Origin of the sequence: Halomonas sp. HP20-15 (genome assembly GCF_033446685.1) — a bacterium.
In the GTDB taxonomy this organism is placed as follows: Bacteria; Pseudomonadota; Gammaproteobacteria; order Pseudomonadales; family Halomonadaceae; genus Modicisalibacter.
On the sequence record NZ_JAWQLY010000011.1, the window covers coordinates 22,235 to 49,043 of the forward strand.

The following is a 26,809-nucleotide window of genomic DNA, read 5'->3' on the forward strand; positions in this document are numbered from 1 at the left end:
CGGCCGTTTCGCGTCGCAGTGAGCTGATCAGGCGGTGATCGCCGCAGCGTTGGCCTCGCGCTCGCTGGCCGCCGAACGTCCGGCGCGATTGAGCGCCGACAGCACCGCCTTGAGCGAAGCGCTGACGGTATCGCCGTCTTCGGCCATGCCACTGACCCGCCGCCCATCGACGTTGAGCTGGACGAAGGCGATAGCCACGGCATCGCTGCCTTCGCCGAGCGCATGCTCGCCGTAGTCGACCACATTCACCGAGCTACCGCTGTGGCGTTGCCAGGCATCCATGAACGCCGAAATCACGCCGTTGCCATTGCCTTCGAGGGTCAACGCCCGGCTGGCGTCGTGCAGCGTGACGGTCAGCTGTTCGGCCTCGTCACGATCCAGGCGGTAGCCCTTGAGCGTGAGCGGCACCTCGTTGGCGAAAGTGGTCATCAGGATATCGCGAATCTGCTGACTCGAGAGCTCGCCGGGAACCTTCTCGCTGGCCTGCTGCACGTGCGGAGCCAGTTCCAGGGTCATCCAGCGCGGCAGGCTGATGCCGAAATCGCGCTCGAGCAGGAAAGCCATGCCCCCCTTGCCCGACTGACTGTTGACGCGAATCACCGCCTGGTAGTCGCGCCCAAGATCGTGCGGATCGATGGGCAGATAGGCGACCTGCCACGGTTCGTCGGCGCCCTGCTTCTGCAGACACTTGCGGATCGCGTCCTGGTGGCTGCCCGAGAAGGCGGTGTAGACCAGCTCGCCGATCCAAGGATGGCGCGGATGCACCGGCAGATTGGTGCATTCGGTGCAGACCTGGATGATCTCGTCGGGGTTCGACAGGTCGAGTTCGGGGTCGATGCCCTGGCTGTAAAGATTCATGCCCAGGGTGACGATATCCATGTTGCCGGTACGCTCGCCATTGCCCAGCAGCGTGCCCTCGACACGATCGGCACCGGCCAGCAGGCCGAGTTCCGCCGCCGCCGCCGCACCGCCGCGGTCGTTATGAGTGTGCAGCGAGATGATCGCGGCATCGCGATTGGCGAGATTGGTGATGAAGTACTCGATCAGATCGGCGAAATGATTCACCGGGCCGACTTCGACGGTCGCCGGCAGATTGAGGATGCAGGGGTTGTCCGGGGTCGGCTGCCATATCGCCATCACCGCCTCGCAGATCTCCACCGCATAATCGGGCTCGGTGCTGGTGAAGCTTTCCGGCGAATACTGGAAACGCCACTCGGTGTCCGGGTAGCGTTCGGCATACTCCTGCACCCAGCTAGCCCCCTGGCGGGCGATCTCGATCACCCCGGCGCGGTCCATCTCGAAGACCCGCTCGCGCTGGGCGGTCGAGGTGGAGTTGTAGACGTGGACGATGGCGCGCTTGACCCCCTCGAGCGCTTCATAGGTACGCGCGATCAAATGCTCGCGCGCCTGGACCAGCACCTGGACGGTCACGTCGTCGGGGATCTGATCCTCCTCGATCAGCCAGCGCACGAAATCGAAATCGGGCTGACTGGCCGCCGGAAAGCCGACCTCGATCTCCTTGAGCCCGACCTTCACCAGCAAGGCCCATAGCCGTTTCTTCTGTTCGACGTTCATCGGCTCTAGCAACGCCTGGTTGCCGTCGCGTAGGTCCACGCTCGCCCAGATCGGCGCGCGGCTCAGCGTGCGCGACGGCCACTGGCGTGGCTGAGTCAGCGGTACCGGCGTTGCCGGCGTGTACTTGCGATGGTCGAACGAAGCCATGGGTCTGATCCTTACCGGTAGTGGACGAAAGCGGCGGTGGCCGCAGGCGGAATGGACGCCGCGGGCCGGATAGGCGTTAGCGGCGAAAGCGAAGCCAGCTCTCGTGAAGCCGACGTCCTGAGCGAAACATAGCATTCCGAATGGCGCTTGTGGCGACGGCTACCAGTCTAGCCGCGATTGCACGGCGATGGATTGCTAATTCCGGATGAATACCCAAGCCAAGTGGCATAAAATTGCCAGCATCCCTCCATTGCCTATCACTAGTTGCCAACCATGCCCAATATCCCGCCAACGCCTGCTCTCGATCGTTACGATCGATCCATTCTCGACGTGCTGCAACGCGATGGCCGCATCAGCAACCAGGCGCTCGCCGAGCGCATCGGTCTGTCGCCCTCCCCCTGCCTGCGGCGGGTGCGTGCGCTGGAAGACAGCGGATTGATAGCCGGCTATCGCGCCATGGTCGACAGTAAACGGCTCGGTTATAGCCTGATGGCGCTATTGCACATTGCGATGGATCGCCACACGCCGGAGCGCTTCGCCAACTTCGAGGCCAAGGTCGCCGCACTGTCTCAAGTGCAGGAGTGCCTGTTGATAACCGGTCAGGAGGCCGACTATCAGCTCAAGGTCGTGGTGCGCGACATGGACGATTATCAGGACCTGTTGCTCAATCGCATCACCCGCATCGAGGGCGTCAGCGGCGCCCACTCGAGCTTCGTGCTACGCCGGGTCATCGACAATCCCGTGGTACCGATGGACTGAGCCCGCCTCGAAGCCAAGCCGACGATCAACAAGCATGGCCGTATGCCCTAACGCCTGCCGCTGCGCGGTTCACCGGCGGATGCTATGGTTAGCCGGTCATCAATCCGACTGGAGTCAGCATGTCTCGAAAGGTCTACTGTATTGCCAGCTTCAAGCCCAAGCCGGGCAAGGAAGATACTGTTTTCAAGGCCCTGCAGGCGCTGGAGCCCAACGCTCATCGTGAGGATGCCTGCCTGAAATACACCGTGACCCGCCACATCGACAACCCGTTCGCCCAAGGCTCGAGCTACCCCATCGTCTTCCACGAAGTCTGGGACAATCGCGAGGCCTTCGAGGCGCACTGTCAGCGCCGCGAAATCCGCGAGTTCTTCGCCACCCACCTGGAAGCCGACGATGGCGATATCGAAGATGCCAACGTCTGCATCTATACCGATGAGCCCGATGGTTACGACGCTCCGCAAGTCTGAGCGCGACGCGGCCACCCAATCCAATGGAGAGTGGCCGCATTCCTGCCGTACCGCCTCAAGGTGCGCCGTCCCGGTATTCGCGTGACGCCAGCCATCGCTTCCCATGTCCCAAGCTGCCCGGCATTGGCGCCCGGCAACCGACTCACGTAGCATCAGCGGATGTCTAGGCCGATCCGGCCTGCTCATTTTGCGGGAGACGTAGCCCTTCGGGGCGTGTTCGAGATGTATCTGCTTCGCCTACTGCGCCGCCGGCAAACCTCCGGAAGGATCACCCAACGGCTGAACATCGATATGCGCTCGCGGCTCTTGCGGGCCTTCTACTGGCTGCTCGCCATCACCGTCCTGCACACCCTGGCGATGATGACCTTCGAGGGTCTGGGCGGAGGCGATGCCCTGTGGCTGACGCTGACCACGATGACCACGGTGGGTTATGGAGACGTCTCGGCCGCTACGCCGCTCGGTCGCACCGCCACCGTGCTGCTGCTCTATGTCGCCGGCATCACCCTGCTCGCCCAATTGGCCAGCGATTACATCGATTACCGCCTCAAACGCAAGGAATCCATGATCAAGGGCCGCTGGAGGTGGCAGATGCAAGACCACGTACTGATCATCAACAGCCCGAACAACAATGCCGCGGTCTATTTCGAGTGCTTGGTGAACCAACTACGCTCGACCGTGGACCTGCACGACACTCCGGTGCAGATTCTCACCGACGCCTTTCCCGAGGGGCTGCCCGAGAGCCTGCGCGCGCAAGGCGTGGTCCATCATCATGGCGAGCCCTCCGATCCGCAGGCACTGACGGCGGTCACCCCGGCTCGGGCCAGGGCGATCATCGTGCTGGCCCGCGACGAGTACAGTCGGGTCTCCGACAGCATCACCCTGGACGTCCTGGGCCAACTGCAGGAACTCTGCCAGACGGGGTTGCCCTACATCGTCGCCGAGTGCGTGCATGAGGATAGCCGTAAGCGCACCGAACTGGCGGGCGCCAGCACTACGCTACGTCCGATTCGCGCCTACCCCGAGATGCTGGTCCGTTCGCTGGTAGCGCCCGGTGCGGAGAAGATTCTCGAGAACCTGTTCACCCACCACGACGACCATGCCATGCGCTATCCGGTACAGCTGGACGACGCCGTGTGGTCCGATGTGACCTGCCGGCTGATGGCGGCGGGCATGGGTACGCTGATGGCCTATGTGGCAGAGGACGGCCACATCACCTGCCATCCGGCCCACGACCACCGCTTCAGCGCCAAGGCACTGATATTGATGGTACGCGAAGAGTTCGTACCCACCGCTCAGGATATCGAGCGTTGCGTTCACCAACCCATGCCCGCCGCTTCGCGGACTGACCGCTAGCGTCGGGAGAGAGTTCCATGCGCGAAAACGCCTGGAACGTTCGCCCTACGGCCTATGCAATGTCTCGATACCCTACCCCTGAACCTCGGCGAGCGAACCGTGAAGCTGGTGCCGGCCGGTGCCGACGATATCGACGCCGCCGAGCGGCTGGTCTTCGCCAACATGCAGCCCTACCTGCGCGACGCCGATCTTGCCTGGGAATCAGAACGCTTCCGCCAGGGCTTCGTCGCGGCGGACAACTACCTTCTGAGCGTGGATGCGGAAACCATCGGTTTCCTGTCGCTGACCTACGCCGCGAATCATACCTACGTGCGCGAACTGCAACTGATTGCGGCCTACCGGCGCCGCGGCATCGGTAGCTGGCTGATAGGCGAGGTAGAGCGCTCTACACGACAACGTGGGCTGAGTCACATCCGCCTACGGGTTCTAAAAACCAGTCCTGCGCTGGCTCTCTATCGACGCCATGGGTTTCGTATGATTATCGAGGAGGCAGCCACGCTAGGCCTAGAAAAATCGCTCGCTGGTTCATCAGGGTGATGCCCTCATTTTGCCTTCAGAATGTAACCGTGCTTAGCGCTTTTCGCACTAAGAAAGCAATCGTTACCGACGATATCTTTCCTTGCATGCGGTTAACATTACTGAGTCTTTTGATGGATTCTTACGGTTTTATTGCATTCCCGTGTACAAGTCATGACAAAACATTTTTAATATCGTCATCAAGAAACAAAAATTAGTATTTACTAATAACAAAAAAGTCAAGATAGAGTGTGGGGCTCCGATAGTGATGGATTTTTTCCAGATCCTGTCCGTTATCACCAGGAAAGGCAAAAGGCTATTTTTTATTATTATAGCCAGGGACTTAATTAACATCCTCAGATTTGGCCTCGATGCGCCAAGATATTCACAGACGCTGTTTCTAAACCCCCAAGAGATTAGCCTGGCTGTGTTACCCGATCTCCTGTCCCGAGAGGATACCGGAAAAGTCATGGGGGGCGACTGGGATCTTCATGTTCGTCAATTACATGACATTAAGAAGATAGCCATGGTCAAAGCACGAATAAGAGAGGGGAAGAGTTGGGAGGCTGCTGGCGCTTACCAAATTATGAACGAGCTCATTCAAAAACATCACGTTTACGATGATTGCAAGACCAAGGAGGACGTCCTGCAGCGTTATGAACGACTCGACAGGGTCATTGAGAGCATCAAATCAGGCGGCTTCCTTAGCATGTCGAGAGTCCGTAAAGGAACATTTAGGGAAAGCGGCGGCGTCTACATACATATCGGCAGAAACGGTGAATACATCTTCGGCATAGGCGGTTGCCATCGATTGGCGATCGCCCAGGCGCTCAGGCTCGAGTGTATTCCCGTGCAAGTCGGCGTCGTTCATGAGAAGGCGATCGTCAACGGGCACTGGAAGAAGCTCAATTCAGATCGACCCCGATACAAGCGGAGGCAACTACGCATTGCTCGAGTAGGCTCTCGCTCATACGCGAGCCCATCTTCCCGGCGAAAGCCAAGCAACGTGGATCAGTCAAATGAGGCTTGAGCCGACCATGGATGGCGCTTCCTCCTTCATTCTCGATGCCCATCCTAAAGATTTACGTCCTTCTTCTTCCTAACGCACACGCCCTGCCGAAAAATAGCGCCCGACGCGACATTCAGCCGTCGTACAGTGCGAACGCCAAGGCGGCGTCGACGTGCAGCGCCGTGGTGTCGTAGAGCGGTGTCGCGGTGTGCTGCTGCTGCACCAGCATGGCGATCTCGGTGCAGCCGAGTATCACGGCCTCGGCGCCCTGCGCCGCCAGTGCATCGATGATCGTCAGGAAATGCGCCCTCGAGGCCGGGTTGATCTCGCCCTGAACCAGCTCGTTGAAAATGATCTCGTGAACGCTCGCGCGCCTGGCCTCGTCGGGGACGACGACCTCAATTCCGAAACGCTCCTCCAGGCGCTGGCGATAGAAGGCCTGCTCCATGGTGAAGCGAGTGCCCAGCAAGCCGACCCGGCGGACGCCGTCGTTGCGCAGGGCTTCGCCGGTGGCATCAGCGATGTGCAGGAGCGGAATATCGATGGCCGCGGCGATGTCGTCGGCGACACGATGCATGGTGTTGGTGGCGATCACCAACGCATGCGCTCCGCCCGCCTCGACCTGGCGCGCCGCCGCGGCCAGTGCCTGGCCCGCGCGCTCCCAATCGTCGTTGCACTGGAAGGCCTCGATCTCGGCGAAATCGACACTCACCAGACAGATCCTGGCGGAATGGAAGCCACCCAGCTTGGCCTTCACGCCTTCGTTGAGCAGTCGGTAGTAGCTCAGGGTAGATTCCCAGCTCATGCCACCGAGCAGGCCGATCGTTTTCATGCGCTATCTCCTCGTGATGAAGTTCCGCATTGCACGCAACGGGGCCTTTCCAAAACCCCGTAGCGGACGGTTGAGCCGCGGCCGCATCCGGCGACCGCGGCTTGGCTAGGTCAGCACGCTCCCACAATGGGGACAGTACCCATCTTCGCCATGCTTGGCAGCTACCGGCGGCATGCCGGTCAACGGCGCCTGCCGGAAAGCATCGTCGCCCGCCCCGAAACTCTCGGGGTTGAGCGGGCGGACCGCACCGCCGTCGACGTGCAGGCCGATGTCGCGCAACAGCCGCGCATCGAGGTGCATGAGCGAGTCGAACGCAACGCGCCGACGGCGGCGTACGCTGAGGGCCCGATTGAGTGCTTGAAAGAGCGTTACCAAGGTCATGTCCGGTCTCCTGATCGGAGGCCGGGATCCTATCGGGCGATAAGCTATTCGGAGGGAATCACTCGGGGCCGCGGCAGGATCCGCGGCCAGGAAAGTCAGAGTCTATCGACGGCACACGGATAGGCACGCACTCGCAGGTCACGATGATTCATGACCGCGGTGTCGAAACCTAGCATGGTGGCCTGATACGACATGTCGACTCGTCCGACGATGGTGTGTGTGTATTGCATCGGCTTTATCAGCCGGCGCTCATTCATTAAAGCCGCGTCTTTCGCAAGCGTCAACCTGCTCGGCGGCGGCGAAGTTGCGGGGCTCCCGAGTCCTACAGTATGTTGGGCCACCGATTTCCAGGCCCATGCTCCATGAACCGACTCCCCTTCGCTTCGGCCGTGAGGTCGGGGCCCGACGACAGCGTATCGCGCTACCTGGCGCGCCGTCGTCGACACAGGGCGCTGATCGCGATCACCGCAATAGCGATGCTGGCGGCATTCGTTGCCGACGTGGCCACCGGGCCCGGCCAGTATCCGCTGGGCGAGTTGCTGGCGGCGCTGATCGCCCCGGATTCCGCGTCACGCATACTCGCCGTGGTGGTCTGGGAGATTCGCCTGCCGACGGCGCTGATGGCGCTGCTGGTAGGCATCAGCCTCGCCCTGGCGGGTGCCGAGATGCAGACCATCCTCGACAACCCCCTGGCCGATCCCTTCACCCTGGGCATCTCCTCGGCGGCCAGTTTCGGCGCCGCCCTGGCGATAATCCTGGGTCTGGGCGTCGTGCCGCTCGCCGGGACGTTGCTGGTCACCGCCAACGCCTTCGCGCTGGCGATGCTCGCCTCGCTGCTGATCTGGGGCACCAGCCGGCTGCGGGGCGTGACGATCCAGACCATGGTGCTGATGGGCATCGCCATCATGTTCTTCTTCAACGCCCTGCTCGGTCTGATGCAATACCTCGCCTCGACCGAGGCGTTACAGCAGTTGGTGTTCTGGTCGTTGGGGAGCCTGGCCAGGTCGAGCTGGGAAACGGTCGGCCTGTCACTGCTGGCACTGCTGGTCACGCTGCCGGCCTTCCTGGTCGCCGGGTGGCGACTCACGGCGCTGCGCCTGGGCGATCTGCACGCCAAGGCGATGGGTATCAACGTGGGGCGTCTGCGGCTGCGCACCATGCTGTGCTGCTCGCTGCTGGCCGCCACCGCCGTCGCCTTCGTCGGCACCATCGGCTTCGTCGGCCTGGTCGGCCCGCACATCGCCCGGCTGCTGGTGGGCGAGGACCAGCGTGTATTCCTGCCCATGTCGGCGCTGAGCGGCGGGCTGATCATGTCGCTGGCCTCGATCCTCTCCAAGACGCTGATTCCCGGCATCCTCTTCCCCATCGGCATTCTCACCGCCCTGATCGGCCTGCCCTTCTTCGTCTCGCTGATCCTGCGCAGTCGCCGGGGAGGCTGGGGGTGAGCCTGCACATCGAGCGGCTGACGTGTCGAATCGGGCGGACGGAAATCCTGCCCGGCGTGTCCGGCCTGCATGCCCGCCCCGGCGAACTGACCGCACTGATCGGCCCCAACGGCGCCGGCAAGTCGACGCTGCTCAAGGCTATCGCCGGGATCGAGCGGGCCGCGGGCGAGGCGACCCTCGACGCCCGCCCGATTACCGCGCTGTCGTTGGAGGCGCGCGCCGAACGGCTCTACTACCTGCCCCAGGAGCTGGGATCCCAGGCGGTGCTGAGCGTCTTCGAGGCGGTGCTCCTGGCGCGCCGCACGCGGGTTCACGAACCCTTGAGCGCCGCGCTCGCGCAGGTGCGCGACATACTCCAGGCCCTGGAGCTCGAGACACTGGCCGAACGCGAGCTGGCCAAGCTGTCCGGTGGGCAGCGCCAGCGGGTGGCCATCGCCCAGGCGGTGATCCGCGAACCGCGCCTGCTGCTGCTCGACGAACCGACCAGCGCCCTCGATCTGCATCACCAGCTGCAGGTACTCGACTGGCTCGAGCGGCTGGCGGCCGAGCGCGACATGATCGTGGTCATCGCCATTCACGACCTGAGCCTGGCGGCACGCTTCGCCCGTTACTTCTGGGTGCTCAAGGAGGGCCGCACCGTCGCCTGCGGCGGGCCCACCGAAGTGCTCACACAAGCCTGTCTGCGCGACGTCTATGCCATCGAGGCGCGCGTCGAGTGGCCGCCGAACGAGCCACCGCGCATCACGCCGTTGGCGGCTACACGACGCTTGGGCGGCTAGACGCCGGACCGTACTTGTCGACCAATCGCCGGCACTACGCGGCGATGACGATACCGGTGAGACAGGCCGTGCAGCGTCTCGCCATGGCCCTTCACCGCTCGCCCGGGGGCGCTCGGCTCGCTAGCCATCGACTCAGGCCTTACCATAGGGACAAACCAGCTGACCCAGAAGCATTCATGAAATATGTCGGAGCCCACGTCAGTGCCGCTGGCGGACCGGACCAGGCGATAAAACGCGCCCACGAGATCGGCGCCGATGCCCTGGCGCTGTTTACCAAGAACCAACGACGCTGGCATGCCAAGCCCTTGAGCGATGAGGCGATCGCTGCTTTTCGTGGCGCTTGCCGGGAATACGGCTTTGGCGCCGCGCAGATCCTTCCCCATGACAGCTATCTGATCAACCTGGGTCACCCCGAGCATGAGGCGCTGGAGAAGTCCCGCGCGGCCTTTCTCGACGAATGCCGACGCTGCGAACAGCTCGGGCTGACGCTGCTCAACTTCCACCCCGGTAGCCACCTCGAGCGAATCAGCGAGCGGGACTGCCTGGCGCGTATCGCCGAATCCATCAACGAGACCCATGCGCGCACCGAGTCGGTGGTCGCGGTGATCGAGAACACCGCCGGCCAGGGCACCAACCTGGGCCATCGCTTCGAACACCTGGCCGAGATCATCGAGCAGGTCGACGATCGGTCGCGGGTCGGCGTCTGCGTGGATACCTGCCATGCCTTCGCCGCCGGGTACGACCTGCGCACGCCCGAAGCCGCCCGCGCCACTCTCGACGAGTTCGAGCGGGTCGTCGGTTTTGATTACCTGCGCGGCATGCATCTCAACGACGCCAAGAGCGATTTCGCCAGCCGCGTCGATCGTCACCACAGCCTGGGCCAGGGCAATATCGGCCTGGATGCGTTCACCACGATCATGCGCGACCCGCGTATCGATGGGATTCCATTAATCCTCGAAACCATCGAACCGGCATTGTGGTCGGAGGAGATCGCCTGGCTGCGTGGGCAACAATCAGGAGCGTCGACCGAGACGCACGCCTCGCGATGACACCACCTCTATCAAGGACGAATCATGCAAGATGACGGATTCTTCAACTGGCTGGGGGAAGCGATCGGCGACACCATTCGCACCCTGGTCGAGTTCCTGGCCAGCATCTTCGGCGGGCTCTACTGGGCCGTCGAAGATTTCGCCGATGGCCTGTCCGACTCGCTGGGCATCAGCGGCTCGCTGTTCAGCCTGATCGTGCTGATCATTGGCCTGGCCATGCTCTACAAGGGGCTGCGCGCCTTCCTGCGCGGCTCGGTAATCGGCGGTGTGTGCTGGGGGCTGGTCGGACTGCTGGTGCTCAGTTGGCTGATCGCCTGACACGCACGCCGCGCATCGAGCATTGTCACCGCCACGATTGATTGCTTCCATGTGATTGCTTCCATGACTGATTCGGGTCGATCGCGACCCGGCCTTATAAGACCATGACGACAGGAGAAGGACATCATGTTGAACCGCTTCGCGCTACGCCACTGGGCCCTATCGCTGCTGGCTGCGTTGGCCCTGGCTCCCGCGGCATTCGCTCAGCAACAGCCGCCGACCGACGCCAATGTCGATATCCAGAAAGTTCAGGATTGGGAGGTGCGCTGCCCGCAGGGCAACACAACCCAGGGCGCCTGCACGATGACCCAGTTGATCGACAACCCCAATAGCGGCCAACCGTTGATGCGCGTGGTACTGGCCTACCCGCCGGAAGTCGACACCCCCGTACTGGTCTTCCTGCTACCGCTGGGCGTGCGCCTGGCGCCGGGCATGCAATTGACCGTCGGCAACGGCGAGCCGATCCCCTTCCCGTATCAGGTCTGCCAGCAGCAGGGCTGCCGCGGCGATCTTCCGGTCAAACCCGAGCTGATGCGCCAGTTGCGCGGTGGCAGCACCGCCACGCTGAGCATGATCGGGCCGCGCGGCGAGCGCATGGATCTGGATATCTCGCTGATGGGTTTCACCGATGCCACCCAGCGCATCGCGCCGTAGCCGCGCCGGCCGCATGGCCGCAGACGTAAAAAAGGGCCGCTCATGGAGCGGCCCTTTTTATGCGACATCGATCTGATTACGTACCACAGGATTCGACGCCTGGCGCGTCAGACGGCCAGCGCCTTCTCGACCACCTCATAGACGTTGGGCGAGAGCTCCTCGGCCTGGATGCGTTCCAGCTCGGCTTTCATCAGCGCCTGGCGCTGCTCGTCGTAACGCTGCCAGCGGGTCAACGGAGTAATGATCCGCGCGGCGATCTCGGGGTTGAGCCTGTTGAGTTCGATGACCACATCGGCGAGCAGCTTGTAGCCCTGACCGTCGAGGCGGTGGAAATTGACCGGGTTCTGGCCGGCGAAGGCGCCGATCAGCGCGCGCACCCTGTTGGGGTTCTTGAGCGAGAACGCCGGATGGCTCATCAGGTACTTGACCCGCTCGATGGCATCCGACTGCGGACGCGTGACCTGAACGCTGAACCATTGATCCATGACCAGCGGGTCGTGGGCCCACTTCTCGCCGAAGGCGCGCAGCGCCGGATCGGCAATATCGCCGCGCGAGCTGTGCACCAGCAGCGTCAGGGCGGCACGCACGTCGGTCATGTTGCGGGCCGCCTCGAACTGCTCGCGGGCCAGCTCGACCGCCTCGTCGTCCTCGATGCTCATCAGGTAAGAAAGCGCCACGTTCTTGAGGCTGCGACCGGCAATCTGCTCGGCGCTGGGCGCGTACTCGGCATCCGATTGGTTGTCGCGATACAGCGCCAGGAATTCGTCGCGCAGCGCGGTGGCCAGCGACCGCTTGACGAAATCGCGCGCAGCATGGATGGCGTCGACATCGACGGTCGGCTGCTGCTCGGCGATATACGCCTCGGAGGGCAGCGTGAGCATCTCGGCGAGTACCGCCTTGTCGTCGGCAGAACCCGCCAGCAAGCCGCGGAACGCCTCGGTCACGCGGGCGTCCATGACCTTTTCGACGCCGTTGCGGTGCGCGGCGATCAGGTCATCGAGCGCCAGCATGGTCAGCCGCTGGCCGGCATCCCAGCGATTGAAGCCGTCGGCGTCGTGTTGCAGCAGGAAGGCCAGGTCTTCGCGACCGTAGGGGAAGCGCAGCTTGACCGGTGCCGAGAAACCCCGCAGCAGCGAGGGAACCGGCGCTTCGGCCAGGTCGGTGAAGACGAAGGTCTGCTCATCCTCGCGCAGGTGCAGTACGCACTCCTTGCCGAGCCGCTCGCCCTCCAGGGTCAGTTCCAGATCGTCGCCGGACTTGGTGCCGACCAGGCCGACGCGCACCGGGATGTGCAGCGGCAGCTTGTCGGGCTGGCCCGGCGTTGCCGGCGTGCGCTGGCGCAGCGTCAGGCGATACTCGCTGTTGGCGTAGTCGTACTCGCCATGGGCGTCGATCTCGGGCGTGCCCGACTGCGAATACCAGCGCATGAACTGGCCGAGGTCGATAGCCGAGACTTCCGCCATGCAGGCGACGAAATCCTCGATGGTCACGGCCTGGCCATCGAAGCGCGAGAAGTAGAGATCCGAGCCCGCGCGGAAGGTTTCCCAACCCAGCAGGTTGCGCAGCATGCGCACGATCTCGGCACCCTTCTCGTAGATCGTCAGGGTGTAGAAGTTGCCGATCTCGATGTAATGGTCCGGACGCACCGGATGCGCGGTGGGCCCGGCGTCCTCGGCGAACTGCGCGGTGCGGAAGAACGACACGTCCTCGATGCGCTTGACCGGCGCCGAATTGACGTCGGCCGAGAAGCTCTGATCGCGGAAGACTGTGAAACCCTCCTTGAGCGAGAGCTGGAACCAGTCGCGACAGGTCACCCTGTTGCCCGACCAGTTGTGGAAGTATTCGTGGGCGACGATCCCCTCGACACGCTGGAAGGCGGCGTCGGTGGCGGTCTGCGGATGGGTCAGCACCGCCGCCGAGTTGAAGATGTTGAGGCCCTTGTTCTCCATCGCGCCCATGTTGAAGTCGTTGACGGCGACGATCATGAAGCGATCGAGATCGTACTCGCGGCCATAGGTCTGCTCGTCCCAGGTCATCGCCGACTTCAGCGAGCGCATCGCGTGTTCGGTCTTGTCGAGATTCTCGGGCTCGACCCAGATCTGCAGCGTGACTTCGCGCCCGCTCAGGGTGGTGAAGCGATCCTCGACGTGCTTAAGATCCCCCGCCACCAGCGCAAATAGATAGCTGGGTTTGGGATGCGGATCCTCCCAGGTGACGAAGTGGCGGCCATCGGGCAGTTCGCCGCGCTCGACCGGGTTGCCGTTGGACAGCAGCACCGGCAGGGTCGCGGCATCGCCGATCACGGTGGTCGAGAAGGTCGCCATCACATCGGGGCGATCCGGGTAATAGGTGATGCGCCGGAAGCCCTCGGCCTCGCACTGGGTACAGAACATGCCGTTGGACAGGTACAGCCCCTCCAGCGCGGTATTGCTGGCCGGGTCGATGTCGACCTCGGTCTCCAGGCGGAAGCGCGCGGGCGGCTCGGCGATGGTCAGCGTCTCGGTGTCGACCCGGTACTCGCCGGCCTGGAGTTCCTGGCCGTCGATGGCGATGCGCCTGAGGGAAAGCCGCTCGCCGTCGAGTTCCAGCGGCCGGTCGGGTGCGCTGTCGGGATGGCGTTCCATGTGCAGGACCGCACTGACGCGGGTCGCCGAGGGCGCAAGATCGAACTTGAGTTCGGTGTGGGTGACTCTAAAGGCCGGCGGCTGGTAATCCTTGAGATAGACCGGTTGCGGCTGCGCATCGACCGGTTTGATTTCGGCCTCTTCGGAAATCGGCGAATCGGGCATGAACGGGTACTCCTTGTACAAGACTGCCGCCATTGTACGGTGAGCGAGGCAGGAGTCTCAAAGGCGCCATCCGCGGATGCAATCGCTTGCCGTCTGCGCTGCGCTCGGTTTCAGCGGTTGGAGCGCTGCGAGGAGCAGGAAGCGCCGGAAAGGCGTTCGGTAGACGCGGGCAGCATCGGGCAGCGGCCACCGCCCAGACGCGGCGTCGGACGGGTGGCGATCCACAGCGACAGCCCGCTCAGGCCGACGATCAGGGCGACACGTACGGGCAACGATTCGACGCTCAGGGCGATGACCGTCATCGACACGGCCAGCATCGCCAGCGCCCAGCGCTTGGCGTGGCGGGGGATCGCCCGCTCGCGTTCCCAGGCGCTGATCGAGGGGCCAAAACGTGGGTGCTCGCGGATCCACAGCGCAAAGCGCGGTGAGCCCCGCGAGGCCAGCCACACCGCCAGCAGCATGAAGCAGGTCGTCGGCATCACCGGCAGGAACAGGCCGATCACGCCCAGGGCGAAGCTGATGCCCGCCAGGGCCGTGTAGATGGCATGTCTGATGTTGGGCATCGCGCCCTCCTGTAACGGCGACCCTAGCGAATAGGGGGTAACCACCGAGCCCCGCGGGGGCACACTCGTCGGTTGGCGGCTCGGCGGCTACCAGTGCTCATTACAGCGTGACCGGCCAGCCGAGGGAAATAATCACCGCCTATGGCCATCCTAGGCAACTTCAATCGGCGCGTCACCCCGCTATGCAGGAACCTTGATCCAGCTCAGGCGGCGGGCATTCTAGCATCGTTGGTTAACGGTCTGTTGCCGGATCGCTGGCTGGCAGCCGTCAAGCGCTGCGCTAGGCTGGGCGCCTACCAAGGAGAATGCGATGCGCCCTGTCCTGTATCTGTCCCACGGTTCACCGAGCCTGACCCTGATCGACCATCCGGCGCGTGATTTCCTCGCCGCGCTCGGCGAGCGACTGCCGCGCCCGCGGGGCGCGCTGGTGATCTCGGCCCACTACGAAACGCCCGACGTGGCGCTGGGCGCGGCGCAGGCGCCGGCTACCTGGCATGATTTCCACGGCTTCCCCAAGGCCTTGTACGAGGCGCGCTACCCGGCCCGCGGCCTGCCCGGGCAGGCCGCGGGCCTGGCTCGCTCACTGCAGGCGGCGGGCATCGCGGTTCGCCTGGAGCCCGAGCGTGCGCTCGATCACGGCATCTGGTCGCCGCTGTCGCTGGTCTGGCCGCGCGCCGACGTACCGCTGATGCCGGTCAGTGTGCCGATGGCGCTCAGCGAGACGCAACGCCAGCAGGTGGCGATCGAACTCGGGCGCTTCGCCGAACGCGAGGGGCTATGGCTGATCGGCTCCGGCGCGGCCACCCACAACCTCGGCGATCGCCGCGCCGAAGGCAGCGCCCCGGACCCATGGGCCCGAATGTTCCACGACTGGGCGCGCACGGCGGCCGAACGGGGCGACGCCACCGCGCTCAGTTCCTGGCGCGAATCCGCGCCCTACGCCGCCTACGCGCATCCCACCGCCGAGCATTTCCTGCCGCTGGCGATGTGCGTGGCCGCGCTCGAAGGGCGGCCGATGGTGACCCTCCACGAGAGCTTCATGCAGGGCAATATCAGCATGCTGTGCCTACTGGACGCCGAGACTGCCGGCCTGATGCAACCGGCGAGCGCCGTGCTCGGCTAGTCGCGGACGGCTAGTCACGGACGGCTAGTCGCGGAAGTTGTCGAACTGCAGCGGCAACTCGATGGACTTGTCGGCCTTGAGCAGCGCGATGGCCTGCTGCAGATCGTCGCGCTTCTTGCCGGTGACCCGCACCTTCTCGCCCTGAATCTGAGTCTGGACCTTGAGCTTGGCGTCCTTGATCGTCTTGACGATCTTCTTGGCCACCGGCTGGTCGATGCCCTGGCGCAACTCCACGCGCTGACGGGCACGCACGCCGCCGGTCTCGGCGGGCTGTTCGTCGAGGCAGCCGACGTCGATGCCGCGGGCAATCAGACGGCCCTTGAGGATGTCGAGCATCTGGCGCAACTGGAAGTCGGCATCGGCTTCCATCATCACCGCCTCGCCCTCCTCGCTGAAGCTGGCGGTGACGCCGCGGAAATCGAAGCGCGTGCCCAGCTCGCGGTTGGCCTGGTCGACGGCGTTGGTGACTTCGTGCTTGTCGAGCTCGGAGACGATGTCGAAGGATGGCATTGCAGTGCTCCAGTGAAGTAGACGGCAGGCATGCTAGCCGAAGCGCGCCGCGGGTGCAGCCTCTATGGCCTCGCACAACGCTTCACCGGCCTCGGACAGGGCCTTGTCCATCTGCCAGGCGGCGCAGCCATCGACGTAGTAGTCCTCGAGCCAGCGCCGCGGCAGAAAGCCCATGCGCCGGTAGAGCCCCATCGCCACGCGATTGTCGGCGCGTACTTCGAGGGTCAGGCGCTGCATGCCACGGGTCAGCGCCTCGCCCTCAAGCGCCTCGAGCAAGCGCCGTCCCAGGCCGGTACCGCGAGCATCGGGATGCACGCAGAACGAGTACAGCCGCGCGCTGCGGCTGTTGCGCCGGAACAGCAACGTGCCGTAGCCCAGCAGCGAACCCTCCTCGGTGTCGGCCACCCAGGTGCGCGCATGGGCGCGATTGAGCAGGTGCGCCAGTTGGCGGCGCGTGAAGCGATCACCCTCGAAGCTGACCGATTCGAGCTGGCATAGGGCATGGAGATCAGCGCCGCACGCGGGGCGCAGCGTGGAAGACTGCAACGGATTCATGACGAACTTTTCGAGCCATTGAGCGGAAGGCCGGGAGCGGCGCCGACGCGGCCGTGAGGCCAGGCGAGCACCATCATTTTGTGTGATTGAAGCTATTGTAGCCGGTCCCGGTCAAGTGCATTCTAGCGCCAACCGGATCCGCCGAACTCTTCACTGCAGGCGATCATCTCAGACAGTCACTTCAGACAGTCATTTCAGGCAGGGAGCCCGCCCATGTCACCGTTGCGCATCGTTGTCGATCGACTCTCCGACTGGCGCCCCTACTACCCCAGCGACGACCTGATCAGCGCCGCCGACTATCTGGCCCAGGAAGCCACCGGTACCCAGGACAGTGCGACCCAGGTCATCAACCTGTGCGGCGGGCTGGATTACCTGGACACCGGCTACTACGTCTCGCTGCTGGCCCAGGCTCGCGGCCAGCGGGTACTACCCAGCGTCGAGACGCTCAATCAGCTGTCGCGCAAGGCCCTGGTCGATCTGCAGCTCGAATCGCTGGCACCGCTGATGGATGAGCTGTCGCGGCGCGGTGCGTTGCCCGGCGAGGCGTTCACGCTACGTGTGATGTTCGGCGAGTGCCTCGAGGAGGGCCTCGGCCGGCTGGCGCGGCGGCTGTTCGAACGCCTGCCCTGCCCGCTGCTGGAGGCGCGCTTTCAGCGCCGCCAGGGGCTGTGGCGGCTGACCCGGCTCAAGCCGTTGGCGCTCAGCGCCCTGCGCGGGGCCGAGCAGGATCGCTTCGCCCAGGCACTCAATCGCCATTCGCGCAAGATCTGGCGCACCCCCAAGGCGCGCCGGCGCTACCGTTACGACCTGGCGATCCTGGTCGACCCCAAGGAAGCCCTGCCGCCGAGCAACAAGAGCGCGCTCAAGCAGTTCATCCGCGCCGGGCGCCGGCTGGGCATCGATGTGTCGTTGATCACCAAGCGCGACGAGGGACGGCTGGCCGAGTTCGACGCGCTGTTCATCCGCGAAACCACCAGCCTCGATCACCACACCTACCGCATGGCGCGACGTGCCGAGCATGAAGGCCTGGTGGTGATCGACGATCCGCGCTCGATCCTGCGCTGCACCAACAAGGTCTACCTGCACGCCCTGCTCGGCGCCCGCGGCGTGCCGGCGCCGGATGGCCTGCTGCTGTACCGCGACGACCTCAAGCAACTGCCCGAGAAGGCCGCCGGGCTGCAGTTCCCGATGGTGCTCAAGATTCCCGATGGCGCCTTCTCGCGGGGCGTGGTCAAGATCGCCTCGGCCGAGGCGCTGCAGCAGGAGGCCGCGCGACTGTTCGAATCCTCGGCGCTATTGCTGCTGCAGGAGTGGCTACCCACCGATTACGACTGGCGCATCGGCGTGCTCGATGGTGAAGTGCTCTACGCCAGCCGCTACTACATGGCCCGCGGCCACTGGCAGATCTACGATCATTCGCGCGGCAAGACGCGCAGCGGCGGGTTCACCACCCACGCTCCCGGGGACGTCCCGAAGCCGGTGATCAAGGCCGCGCTGAAGGCCACGCGACTGATCGGCAATGGCCTCTACGGGGTGGACATCAAGCAGGTCGACAACCGGGTGGTGGTGATCGAGATCAACGACAACCCCAACCTGGATGCCGGCGTCGAGGACTTGGTGCTCGGCCCGCGGCTCTACGACAAGGTGATGGAAGTCTTCCTCGAGCGCATGGAGGCCAACCGCCGGCATCCGCACTGACCCGCCCATGCGTCTTGGTCTGAAGCGGTCGGGAATCAGGCTTTGTGCGTACGCCGCATGGCAATCCGCAACAGGACGGGCAATACCAGCACCAGCACGCTGATGCGCAGCAAGTGGTGCGAGGTCACGAAAGCCGGATCGATGCCCAGCGACAGCGCCACCAGGCTCAATTCGGGCGCGCCACCCGGCATGTAGGCCAGCAGCAGCGCCGCTGCCGAATAGCCGGTGACGACGTGTACGAGCCAGGCGGCGGCGATGGTGATCAGCAGCAGCGCCACCGCCTGGAATACCGCCATCGCCAGGTTGACGCCCACCGAGGCCAGCGACGTCCCGCCGAAACGCACGCCCACCGAGACGCCGATGATGATCTGCGCCAGCGCGACGATGGTCGGCGGGATCGCCGCCTCGGTCATGCCGGTCACGTGCAGTGCACCGGACAGCAGCACCGGGCCGAACAGCAGCGGGTTGGGCAGGTGCAGCCGTCGCCCCAGCCACATGCCGATGACACCGGCCCCGCTCAGCAGCAGAACATCGCCCAGCGCCGGTACCGCCAGCCACTCGCCCAGCGTCAGGCTGCGCGGCTGCACGCTGACGTGACCGATCAGATTCAGCGCCGGCGGAATCGCCAGTAGCAGCACCAGGATGCGCACCGCATGGGTCAGCCCCACCATGCGCAGGTCGGCGTCCGAGTCCGCGGCCATCAGCGTGACCGCCGATACGCCGCCGGGCACCCCCGAGTACATTGCGGTATCCAGGGAATAGCCGGCGACGCGCCGGCCGAACCATACCGAGAACGCCATCATCACCGCCGTGGCCAGCAGCATCAGTGCCAGGCTGGTGCCCCACAGGGTCACGTCGCCGGCCATGTCGGGGGTGAAGGCCGCCCCGAGCATCACCCCGATCACCACCAGCACCGCCTTGCGCGAGGTGGTGGGCGCGCGCAGACGCACGCCGCCCAGGCTGAGCGCGGTGGTCGCGATCAGCGCCCCCAGCAGCCAGGGCAGCGGGATGGCGAGTACATAGGCAATGCCGCCACCGGCGGCGCCGATGGCGAGTGTCGGAAACAGCTTGCCGGTCGCGACGCACCGGCCTTTGATCGTGCCAATCAAGGCGAACCCTCAGTGATGAACCCAAACCAGCCCTGGGCCCGGAACCGGCACTCTACGAGTCCGGTCCCGGGCCCAGGGCCGCCAGAGGATGCGGAAATTCTCAGGCGCCGTCCAGCGACTTGCGGGGCAGCAGTTTCGGCACCAGCCACGGCAACACCAGCAGCGCCGCCGCGGCGATCCACAACCCCAGCGAGATACCGGACTGCCACAGGATTCCCAGCTCGCCTCCGCTGATCGACAGGGCGCGGCGCAGATTGTCTTCCATCAGCCCGCCCAGCACATAGCCGAGGATCACCGGCGCCAGCGAGAAACCCAGCTTGCGCAGCAGATAGCCGAACACGCCGATGATCAGCATCAGGTAGATGGCGGTGAGGTCGGAGTGCAGTTGGAAGACGCCAGCGAAGGCCAGGATGGCGATCCCCGGCACCAGCACCCAGCGCGGGATGGTCAACACCTTGGCGAAGACCCCCGCCAGCGGCAGGTTGAGCGCCAGCAGCACCACGTTGCCAATATACAGCGAGGCGATCAGCCCGCCGGCCACCTCGGGGCGTTCGGAGAACATCATCGGCCCCGGGGTGATGTTGTAGAGCATCAGCGCCCCGAGCAATACCGCCGTGGTTCCCGAACCGGGAATCCCCAGGGTCAGCATCGGCACGAAGGAGCCCGCCGCCGAGGCGTTGTTGGCCGCCTCGGGTGCGGCCAGGCCACGCATGTCGCCGGTGCCGAAGGTGCCCTCCTTGTCGGAGATGCGTTTCTCGGTGGTGTAGGCGACCGCGCCCGCCACCGACGCCCCGGTGCCCGGCAGCACACCGACGATGAAGCCGATCAGTCCGCAGCGCAGCATGGTCCACTTGCAATGCAGCACTTCCTTGAGGCTGACCATTACCCGGCCCAGTGGCGGCATCTCGTCGTCGGTATCCGCGCGATTGGCGTGCTCGAGCATCAGCAGGATCTCGCTGATCGCGAACAGCCCGATGATCATCACCACGAAGTCGATGCCGTCGTAGAGTTCGGCCATGCCGAAGGTGTAGCGCAGCACGCCGGTACCTGAATCCACCCCCACCATGGCGACCATCACCCCTAGCACGGCGCCGATGGCGGTCTTGATCGGGTCCTTGCCCATCATCACCGCCATGGAGGAAAAGGCGAACACCATCAGCGCGAAGAACTCGGCGGGGCCGAACATCACCGCGACCTCGGCGAGCAGCGGCGCGAACAGGGTCAGGCCGATGATGGCGATAGTCGCACCGACGAACGAACTCACCGCGGACAGGCCCAGCGCCGGACCGGCCAGGCCCTTCTTGGCCAGCGGATGGCCATCGAGGGTGGTCATCACCGCGCCGGCGTCGCCGGGCACGTTGAGCAGGATGCTCGACATGCGTCCGCCATACTCCGAGCCGGTGTAGACGCCGGCCAGCAGGATCAGCGCCGACTCCGCCGGCAGCCCGAGGGTGTAGGCCAGCGGCATGAGGATGGCGATGCCGTTGATCGGACCGATGCCCGGCAGCGCGCCGAACAGCGTGCCGAGCACGGCGCCCAGAAAGGCCAGCCCCAGATTGAGCGGGGTAAGTGCGACCCCGAAACCGTCTATCAGAAAATCGAACATGCCGGGCTCCTCAGACGAAATCGGCCAGCCAGTAGCCGCCTGGCAAGGAAATTCCCAGCCCTTGGGTGAACAGTAGATAACTGCCCAGGGCCATCAGCACGCCGGCGAGCAACGCCTTGCGCCAGGTCGCCTCGAACAGCCGGGCGAGCGCCAGCACCGCGAAGAATGTAGTCACGATGAAGCCCAGTTGAGTGAACAGCAGCGCGTAGACCACCAGCACGCCCAGCACCGCCAGCAGCTTCAACATCAAGGCCTTGTCCGGCCAGTGGCCGTTCTCGCCCGGCCGGAAGACCAGCACCAGTGCCAGCAGCGCCAGGACGACCGACAGCCCGATGGGGAACGCCTTGGGCCCCACGGGCTCGTAACTGAAGGGGACCTGGATCTGCCAGGCGTGAATGGCGGCAAACGCCGCCAGACCGATCAGGGCGAGACCCAGGACGCGGTCGGCGGCGAGTTTCATTTCGTCAGACCCACTTCTTCGGCGAGTTGCTTGAACTGGGCGACCTGGCCCTTGACGTAGCTGTCGAAGTCATCGCCGAAGCGTGACATCGGGAACAGCCCGCGCGCCTCGCGCAGTTCGGCGAACTTCTCCTTCTCGGACAGTGTCTTGAGCTTGTCCACCCACGCCTGATAGGCCTCGTCGCTGACGTCCGGGCCCATGTAGTAGCCGCGCCAGATCGGCCATTGCACGTCATAACCCTGCTCGGCGGCAGTGGGAATCTCGGCGTAGGGCCCGCCCAGGCGCTCCTCGGACAGCGAGGCCAGCACGCGGATCTTGCCGCTTTCCAGATGCGGACGCAGTTCCGACATGTCACCGGTGAAGACCTGGATATGATCGCCAAGCAGGGCCGCCAGCGACTCGCCGCCGCCCTCGAAGGCCACGTAGCGCAGGTCGCGCGGCGAGATGTCCGCCGCCTTGGCGGTCAGTGCCGCCTTCATCCAATCCTGGCTACCCACGGTGCCGCCGGCGCCGAAGACGATCTTGCCCGGCTGGGTCTTGAGATCCTTCATGAGCGCCTCGAGGTTCTGCCACGGCGCGTCGGCTCTGACCACGATGGCGCCATAGTCGGCGCCCAGCGCGCCCAGCCAACGTACCTCGTCGGCGTCGTACTGGCCGAACTTGCCCAGCGCCAGGTTGACGGCCGCGCCGGTGCTCGCCGCCACGATCAGGTTGGGATCGTCGTTGCGCACGCCGTTGACGTGGTTGTAGGCCACCGCACCGATGCCGCCCGGCATGTAGCTGACCATCATCGGCTTGTCGATCAGGCCGGTTTCCTGCAGGGCGTTGGCCGCGAGACGGCAGGTCAGGTCGTAACCACCGCCCGGCTTGGCCGGCGCGATACACTCGGGGGCGCCGGATTGGGCCTGGGCCGTGCCGGCCATCAGCGCGCCGCTGAGTGCTATCAGCGAGGACCAGTGGCGAAATGCCGAGTTGAATTTCATGGCGGACTCCTGTTTCTTTATTGTGAGATTGTCAGCGTGAGGGGCGTCCCCTCCCTGCCGTCATCGCCTCGATGACTCGAGTGATGCTAGGCATCCAACCTTTCATCAACCTGTCATCCGCGCCCCACCCCAGTGAGACTTTGGTCCAATGCGCCTGCTCATCGTCGAAGACGACCCGCTGATCGCCCGCTCGCTCGTCAAGGCCCTCGGCCCGCTGGGCAATACCGTCGAGACGTTCTCCCGCCTGGCCGAGGCCTGCGCGGCGCTGGCGCACAGCCGTTTCGACCTGATCGTGCTCGACCTGGGGTTGCCCGACGGCAACGGCCTGGCGTTGCTTGGCGAGTTGCGCGAGCGCGGCGACGCCACGCCGGTGCTGATCCTCACCGCCCGCGACGGGATCGAGGAGCGCGTGCGCGGCCTCGACCTGGGTGCCGACGACTACCTGGCCAAGCCGTTCTCGGTGGCCGAGCTCGAGGCCCGGGTGCGCGCCCTGCTGCGCCGCAGCCAGCAGCGTACCGACAATCGCCTGCAGTTCGGGCCGCTGTGCTTCGACCCCGCTTCGGGCACCGCCACCCTGCATGGCGAGACGCTGGCGTTGCCACGCCGCGAGCTGGGATTGCTGGAAGGGCTGCTGCTGCACGGCGGCCGCATCGCCCCTCGGGAGATGCTCGAGACCCGCCTGTTCGGTTTCGGCGAGGTCGGTCCCAATGCGCTGGAGGTGTATATCAGCCGTTTGCGCAAGCGCCTGCAAGGCAGCGGTCTGCGTATCCGCACCCTGCGCGGGCTGGGCTATCGCCTGGAGGACGATCCGGCGTGATCGTCGTCGACGGCACGCTGAAGCGGCGCCTGGCCGCCTGGCTGCTGGCCACCGTCGGCGTGCTCGGCGCGTTCCTGCTGCTCGAGGCCTACACCAGCGCCCAGCGCGCCGCCGATCGCGCCTACGACAGCCAGCTCGAGGCCGCCGGCCTGACCATCGCCGAGGCGATCCAGTGGCAGGACGGGCGGCCGATCGTCGAGATGCCGGCGGCGGCCTTCCAGATACTCGCCACCGACCAGCAGGAGCGGGTGTTCTACGCAATCCTCGACGCGGCCGGCCGCGAGGTGACCGGCAACCTCGACGGCGCCGTGAAACCCGCCTGGCAGCGTGCCGCCCAGACCGAGCCGGTATGGATGACCGTGCGTCACCGCGGCACACCCATCCGCCTGCATGGCCGCGAGCTGACCTCCGCCGGCTGGGAGTCGCTGGATCCGGTGCAGATCTGGGTCGGGCACACCCTGTCGGGTCGCGAGGCCCTGGCCAGCGATTTGTTCGTGCGCGCCCTGACCCGCTTTTTGGCCATGGTGCTGCTGGCGGGGCTGCTGATGCTGCTGGCCATCCGCACCGCGCTCGGCCCGGTGCGGCGCCTGCGCCAGCTGCTGCGCCAGCGCGATGCCGACGACGTGCGCCCGCTGCATGCACGGGTGCCCGGCGAGCTCTACGACATGGCGGACACCCTCAACGCGCTGCTCGCCCGCCAGCGCGAGGGCCGCGACGCCTTGCTGCGCTTCACCGCCGACGCCAGCCACCAGCTCAAGACCCCGCTCGCCGGCCTGCAGAGCACCAGCGAACTGGCTCTGCAGAGCGAGTGCCCCGCCGACTGGCGCCATGCCCTGGAAACCGTGCATGACAGCGCGGCACGCACCAGCCGCCTGGCCGGTCAGTTGCTGAGCCTGGCCCGCCTGCGTCATGCCGATGAGGACAGCCTGGCAACGGTCGATCTGGCCGCCTTGCTGCGCGACACCGTGATGGAGTGGGCCGAGCGAGATGTCGCCCAGCATCACGACCTGGGCCTGGCGCCGCTACCCGAGGCGCCGCTGCGCATCCAGGGTGAGCCCTGGTCCCTGCGCGAGATGATCGGCAACCTGATCGACAACGCCCTGCGCTATACGCCGCCGGGCAGCGAGATCACGCTCGGCCTGGAGCGCCAGGCCGACACGGTGACGCTCGGCATCGAGGATGACGGCCCGGGCGTGGGCGATTCCCTGCTCGACCGCCTGCATCGCCCCTTCGAACGCGCCGGACGACAGGACACCCAGGGCTCCGGCCTCGGCCTAGCCATCGTCGAGTCCATCGCCCGCCGCCATGACGCCGTGTTGAGCGTGCGCAACGTACCGGGGCATGGCCTGTGGGTCGGCATCCGCTTTCCATTGCTGCCGGAGGAAGCCTGATGCTGCGACGCTGGCTGGCATGCCTGCTATTGGCCGGCCTGGCGCCGCCCGTTGCCGTGGCGCAATCCCCGATGCCGCTGGTGGTCGAGGCCGCACTCGACCGTCAGGTGGTCGCCCCGCTTCTCGCGGCCTTCGAGCGTACCCACCCCGACATCGCGCTGGTGTATCACGACCGCTCCACGCTCGAGGTCGACCGACGCGCCCGCGAGGTCCGCCCCGCGCCCGACGTGGTGATCAGCTCCGCCATGCCCTGGCAACTGGCACGGGTCAACGAGGGGCTCGCCCAGCCGCTGCACAGCGACGAGGCGCACGACTGGCCCGCGTGGGCAAAGTGGCGCAACGAGGTGTTCGGGTTCACCTTCGAGCCCATCGTCACCGTCTACCGGCTCGACCTGGCACGGTACATGATTCCGCCCACCACCCACGCCGACCTGCAAACCATCCTGACCAGCCATCAAGACCGCTTGCGGGGGCGCGTGACGACCTACTCGCCGGGCCGCAGCGGCGTCGGCTACACCCTGTTCCAGCAGGATGCGCGCTACTCGCCGCGTTTCTGGGATCTGGTCGCCGCCATGGGCGCCGCCGAGGTCAGCCTGGAGGACAACACCCAGGCCATGCTCGACGGCCTGAGCGAAGGGCGATACTGGGTGGGCTACAACCTGCTGGGCTCTTACGCCATGCACTGGGCCCAGAACCATCCGGAGCTGATCGTGCAGGTGCCCCAGGACTATGCACTGGTGATGATGCGCATGGCCTTCGTGCACCGCGACGCACCGCATCCGGCAGCCGCAAAGGCGTTCGTCAGCTTTCTGCTCGGCGTCGAGGGACAGCGCATTCTCGCCGGCAGCACGCCGCTGTTCAGCGTGCTGCCCGAGGTCATCGGACCCTACACCGCCCAGCGCCTTCGCGACCAGGTCGGTGAACGGCTCTATCCGATCCCGATCAACGCCTCGCTGCTGGCCTTCGTCGACCCGCTGCGCCGCGACGCCTTCATGGCCCGCTGGAACCGGGAAATCAGCATACTCGATCCTTAGGGCTGGGCGGCACTACCCAGGCCAGGCCGAGCAGCGGCAGATTCGTGACGCGCGTTGGCCGGTATACCACGGCGGAACCGACGGCTATTCCACGCTAATTTCGTAGCCGGTGAACTTGCGCAGGTTGATCACCCCGGTATCGAACATCAGGTACTGCCCTTTCAGGCCCATTAGGGTCCCGCCGACGCGGGGGGTCTTGTCGAAGTTGTGCGAGACGACCTTGGTCGGCGATTCGAGGACCGGATAGTCGATGGCCAGCGGCTCGGCATCGAGCGTGCGGATGGCATCCGCGCCGAAGCGCTCGCGCAGCGCGGCTAGCCCGTCGGCCAGCGTCGCCAGCAACCGGTCGCGCTCGGCGCGCAGGTCGAGCGCGGCGACATCGCCCTTGAGCATCGCCCGCCAGTTGGTGCGATCGGCGACCTGGCCCTTGAACAGCATCTCGACGAAGCCCGACTGCTGACGGGTGTCCACCTCGAGGATCGGCAGCGCCTGGATGGCGCCCTGGTCGAGCCAGCGGGTCGGCAATTGAGTGCGCCGGGTAATGCCCACCTTGAGCCCCGAGGAGTTGGCCAGGTAGACCACGTGCGGCTGGAAGCAGTGGCGCTCGCCCCACTCGGGCTCGCGGCAGGTGCCGGCGAAGTAGTGGCAGGTCTCCGGCTTGACGATGCAGGTGTCGCACTGCGCCAGGCGCTTGAAGCACGGGTAGCAATGGCCCTGCCCGAAGCTCTTGCGCGTGGGCCGGCCGCAATGGGTACAGGCGATCGCCCCGGTATGGCTCAGCCGCAGCGTCTGGCCCAGCCGCGCATTGAGATCCAGGCGCGACTCGCCGGCGCGGAGCGTATAGCGCGCCAGCCCGTCACCGCCCACGGCGATCGCCATCTTGGTCA

Annotated in this window: 27 protein-coding genes; 15 read left to right on the forward strand and 12 right to left on the reverse strand. The window is 65.3% G+C overall.

What is annotated here, in order from left to right; translation table 11 throughout:
• Positions 1 to 27 precede the first annotated feature (27 nt).
• The gene (locus tag R6258_RS14435) at positions 28 to 1,722 is read right to left on the reverse strand and encodes a 2-isopropylmalate synthase (RefSeq protein ID WP_318451723.1); all 1,695 of its coding nucleotides are present in this window, start codon (positions 1,720 to 1,722) and stop codon (positions 28 to 30) included.
• Between the two features lie 273 nt (positions 1,723 to 1,995).
• Here R6258_RS14435 and R6258_RS14440 point away from each other — a divergent pair, with 273 nt between their 5' ends.
• The 5 genes from R6258_RS14440 (at position 1,996) to R6258_RS14460 (ending at position 5,847) form a co-directional block, all read left to right on the forward strand.
• Entirely contained in the window at positions 1,996 to 2,481 is a 486-nt protein-coding gene (locus R6258_RS14440) for an Lrp/AsnC family transcriptional regulator (RefSeq protein WP_318451730.1), read from the forward strand.
• Between the two features lie 119 nt (positions 2,482 to 2,600).
• Positions 2,601 to 2,948 (forward strand): putative quinol monooxygenase, encoded by a 348-nt coding sequence (locus R6258_RS14445; protein WP_318451732.1) that lies wholly within the window; start codon positions 2,601 to 2,603, stop codon positions 2,946 to 2,948.
• A 222-nt stretch (positions 2,949 to 3,170) separates the two neighbouring features.
• Positions 3,171 to 4,301 (forward strand): ion channel, encoded by a 1,131-nt coding sequence (locus tag R6258_RS14450; protein ID WP_318451741.1) that lies wholly within the window; start codon positions 3,171 to 3,173, stop codon positions 4,299 to 4,301.
• Positions 4,302 to 4,400: 99 nt separating this feature from the next.
• Positions 4,401 to 4,838, forward strand: a complete 438-nt coding sequence (locus R6258_RS14455) for a GNAT family N-acetyltransferase (RefSeq protein WP_318451744.1) — start codon at positions 4,401 to 4,403, stop codon at positions 4,836 to 4,838.
• Positions 4,839 to 5,082: 244 nt separating this feature from the next.
• On the forward strand, positions 5,083 to 5,847 hold the full coding sequence (locus R6258_RS14460; RefSeq protein WP_318451749.1) for a hypothetical protein: 765 nt from the start codon (positions 5,083 to 5,085) through the stop codon (positions 5,845 to 5,847).
• Positions 5,848 to 5,959: 112 nt separating this feature from the next.
• Here R6258_RS14460 and R6258_RS14465 read toward each other — a convergent pair whose 3' ends face one another.
• Entirely contained in the window at positions 5,960 to 6,658 is a 699-nt protein-coding gene (locus tag R6258_RS14465) for an aspartate/glutamate racemase family protein (RefSeq protein WP_318451752.1), read from the reverse strand.
• Between the two features lie 105 nt (positions 6,659 to 6,763).
• On the reverse strand, positions 6,764 to 7,039 hold the full coding sequence (locus R6258_RS14470; RefSeq protein WP_318451758.1) for a DUF1127 domain-containing protein: 276 nt from the start codon (positions 7,037 to 7,039) through the stop codon (positions 6,764 to 6,766).
• Positions 7,040 to 7,401: 362 nt separating this feature from the next.
• On the opposite strand from R6258_RS14470, the gene R6258_RS14475 reads away from it, so the two are divergent.
• The 5 genes from R6258_RS14475 (at position 7,402) to R6258_RS14495 (ending at position 11,284) form a co-directional block, all read left to right on the forward strand.
• On the forward strand, positions 7,402 to 8,484 hold the full coding sequence (locus tag R6258_RS14475; protein WP_318451761.1) for an iron ABC transporter permease: 1,083 nt from the start codon (positions 7,402 to 7,404) through the stop codon (positions 8,482 to 8,484).
• Complete coding sequence (locus R6258_RS14480) at positions 8,481 to 9,263, forward strand: ABC transporter ATP-binding protein (RefSeq protein WP_318451777.1); 783 nt, start codon at positions 8,481 to 8,483, stop codon at positions 9,261 to 9,263. Before R6258_RS14475 ends, R6258_RS14480 begins: the two co-directional genes overlap by 4 nt.
• Positions 9,264 to 9,439: 176 nt before the next feature.
• Positions 9,440 to 10,312: a deoxyribonuclease IV gene (nfo, locus tag R6258_RS14485; protein ID WP_318451784.1), complete on the forward strand. Its 873-nt coding sequence runs from the start codon at positions 9,440 to 9,442 to the stop codon at positions 10,310 to 10,312.
• Between the two features lie 24 nt (positions 10,313 to 10,336).
• Entirely contained in the window at positions 10,337 to 10,630 is a 294-nt protein-coding gene (locus R6258_RS14490; protein ID WP_318451790.1) for a hypothetical protein, read from the forward strand.
• A 126-nt stretch (positions 10,631 to 10,756) separates the two neighbouring features.
• Positions 10,757 to 11,284 carry an invasion associated locus B family protein gene (locus R6258_RS14495; RefSeq protein ID WP_318451798.1) on the forward strand — a complete coding sequence of 176 codons (528 nt, stop codon included), beginning with the start codon at positions 10,757 to 10,759 and terminating at the stop codon, positions 11,282 to 11,284.
• 107 nt (positions 11,285 to 11,391) lie between these two features.
• Here R6258_RS14495 and pepN read toward each other — a convergent pair whose 3' ends face one another.
• The gene (gene pepN, locus R6258_RS14500) at positions 11,392 to 14,073 is read right to left on the reverse strand and encodes an aminopeptidase N (RefSeq protein WP_318451806.1); all 2,682 of its coding nucleotides are present in this window, start codon (positions 14,071 to 14,073) and stop codon (positions 11,392 to 11,394) included.
• A 110-nt stretch (positions 14,074 to 14,183) separates the two neighbouring features.
• The gene (locus R6258_RS14505) at positions 14,184 to 14,636 is read right to left on the reverse strand and encodes a YbaN family protein (RefSeq protein ID WP_318451813.1); all 453 of its coding nucleotides are present in this window, start codon (positions 14,634 to 14,636) and stop codon (positions 14,184 to 14,186) included.
• Positions 14,637 to 14,946: 310 nt separating this feature from the next.
• Between R6258_RS14505 and R6258_RS14510 the strand changes: the two genes are divergently transcribed.
• Positions 14,947 to 15,759, forward strand: a complete 813-nt coding sequence (locus R6258_RS14510; RefSeq protein WP_318451820.1) for a class III extradiol ring-cleavage dioxygenase — start codon at positions 14,947 to 14,949, stop codon at positions 15,757 to 15,759.
• Between the two features lie 24 nt (positions 15,760 to 15,783).
• On the opposite strand, the gene R6258_RS14515 is transcribed toward R6258_RS14510, so the two are convergent.
• Both R6258_RS14515 and R6258_RS14520 read right to left on the reverse strand, forming a co-directional pair.
• Positions 15,784 to 16,269 carry a YajQ family cyclic di-GMP-binding protein gene (locus R6258_RS14515; protein ID WP_318451825.1) on the reverse strand — a complete coding sequence of 162 codons (486 nt, stop codon included), beginning with the start codon at positions 16,267 to 16,269 and terminating at the stop codon, positions 15,784 to 15,786.
• Positions 16,270 to 16,302: 33 nt separating this feature from the next.
• Positions 16,303 to 16,824: a GNAT family N-acetyltransferase gene (locus tag R6258_RS14520; protein WP_318451830.1), complete on the reverse strand. Its 522-nt coding sequence runs from the start codon at positions 16,822 to 16,824 to the stop codon at positions 16,303 to 16,305.
• A gap of 213 nt (positions 16,825 to 17,037) precedes the next feature.
• On the opposite strand from R6258_RS14520, the gene R6258_RS14525 reads away from it, so the two are divergent.
• A complete protein-coding gene (locus tag R6258_RS14525) occupies positions 17,038 to 18,522 on the forward strand; it encodes a RimK family protein (protein WP_318451835.1) in 1,485 nt (494 codons plus the stop codon).
• Positions 18,523 to 18,557: 35 nt separating this feature from the next.
• On the opposite strand, the gene R6258_RS14530 is transcribed toward R6258_RS14525, so the two are convergent.
• The 4 genes from R6258_RS14530 to R6258_RS14545 form a co-directional block, all read right to left on the reverse strand.
• Positions 18,558 to 19,631 carry an AbrB family transcriptional regulator gene (locus R6258_RS14530; RefSeq protein ID WP_318451840.1) on the reverse strand — a complete coding sequence of 358 codons (1,074 nt, stop codon included), beginning with the start codon at positions 19,629 to 19,631 and terminating at the stop codon, positions 18,558 to 18,560.
• Between the two features lie 100 nt (positions 19,632 to 19,731).
• Complete coding sequence (locus R6258_RS14535; RefSeq protein WP_318451843.1) at positions 19,732 to 21,237, reverse strand: tripartite tricarboxylate transporter permease; 1,506 nt, start codon at positions 21,235 to 21,237, stop codon at positions 19,732 to 19,734.
• Between the two features lie 10 nt (positions 21,238 to 21,247).
• Positions 21,248 to 21,697 carry a tripartite tricarboxylate transporter TctB family protein gene (locus R6258_RS14540; RefSeq protein ID WP_318451848.1) on the reverse strand — a complete coding sequence of 150 codons (450 nt, stop codon included), beginning with the start codon at positions 21,695 to 21,697 and terminating at the stop codon, positions 21,248 to 21,250.
• On the reverse strand, positions 21,694 to 22,680 hold the full coding sequence (locus tag R6258_RS14545; protein ID WP_318451851.1) for a tripartite tricarboxylate transporter substrate binding protein: 987 nt from the start codon (positions 22,678 to 22,680) through the stop codon (positions 21,694 to 21,696). Before R6258_RS14545 ends, R6258_RS14540 begins: the two co-directional genes overlap by 4 nt.
• A 148-nt stretch (positions 22,681 to 22,828) precedes the next feature.
• On the opposite strand from R6258_RS14545, the gene R6258_RS14550 reads away from it, so the two are divergent.
• From R6258_RS14550 to R6258_RS14560, 3 genes are read left to right on the forward strand one after another with little or no spacing between them, the layout of a single operon-like run.
• On the forward strand, positions 22,829 to 23,497 hold the full coding sequence (locus tag R6258_RS14550; protein ID WP_318451857.1) for a response regulator: 669 nt from the start codon (positions 22,829 to 22,831) through the stop codon (positions 23,495 to 23,497).
• A complete protein-coding gene (locus R6258_RS14555) occupies positions 23,494 to 24,888 on the forward strand; it encodes a sensor histidine kinase (RefSeq protein ID WP_318451870.1) in 1,395 nt (464 codons plus the stop codon). The genes R6258_RS14550 and R6258_RS14555 overlap by 4 nt, the downstream gene beginning before the upstream one ends.
• The gene (locus R6258_RS14560) at positions 24,888 to 25,922 is read left to right on the forward strand and encodes an ABC transporter substrate-binding protein (protein ID WP_318451875.1); all 1,035 of its coding nucleotides are present in this window, start codon (positions 24,888 to 24,890) and stop codon (positions 25,920 to 25,922) included. Before R6258_RS14555 ends, R6258_RS14560 begins: the two co-directional genes overlap by 1 nt.
• Positions 25,923 to 26,006: 84 nt before the next feature.
• Here the strand turns inward: R6258_RS14560 and R6258_RS14565 are convergent, their stop codons facing one another.
• Entirely contained in the window at positions 26,007 to 26,801 is a 795-nt protein-coding gene (locus R6258_RS14565) for a DUF2797 domain-containing protein (protein ID WP_318452260.1), read from the reverse strand.
• Positions 26,802 to 26,809: the final 8 nt, after the last annotated feature.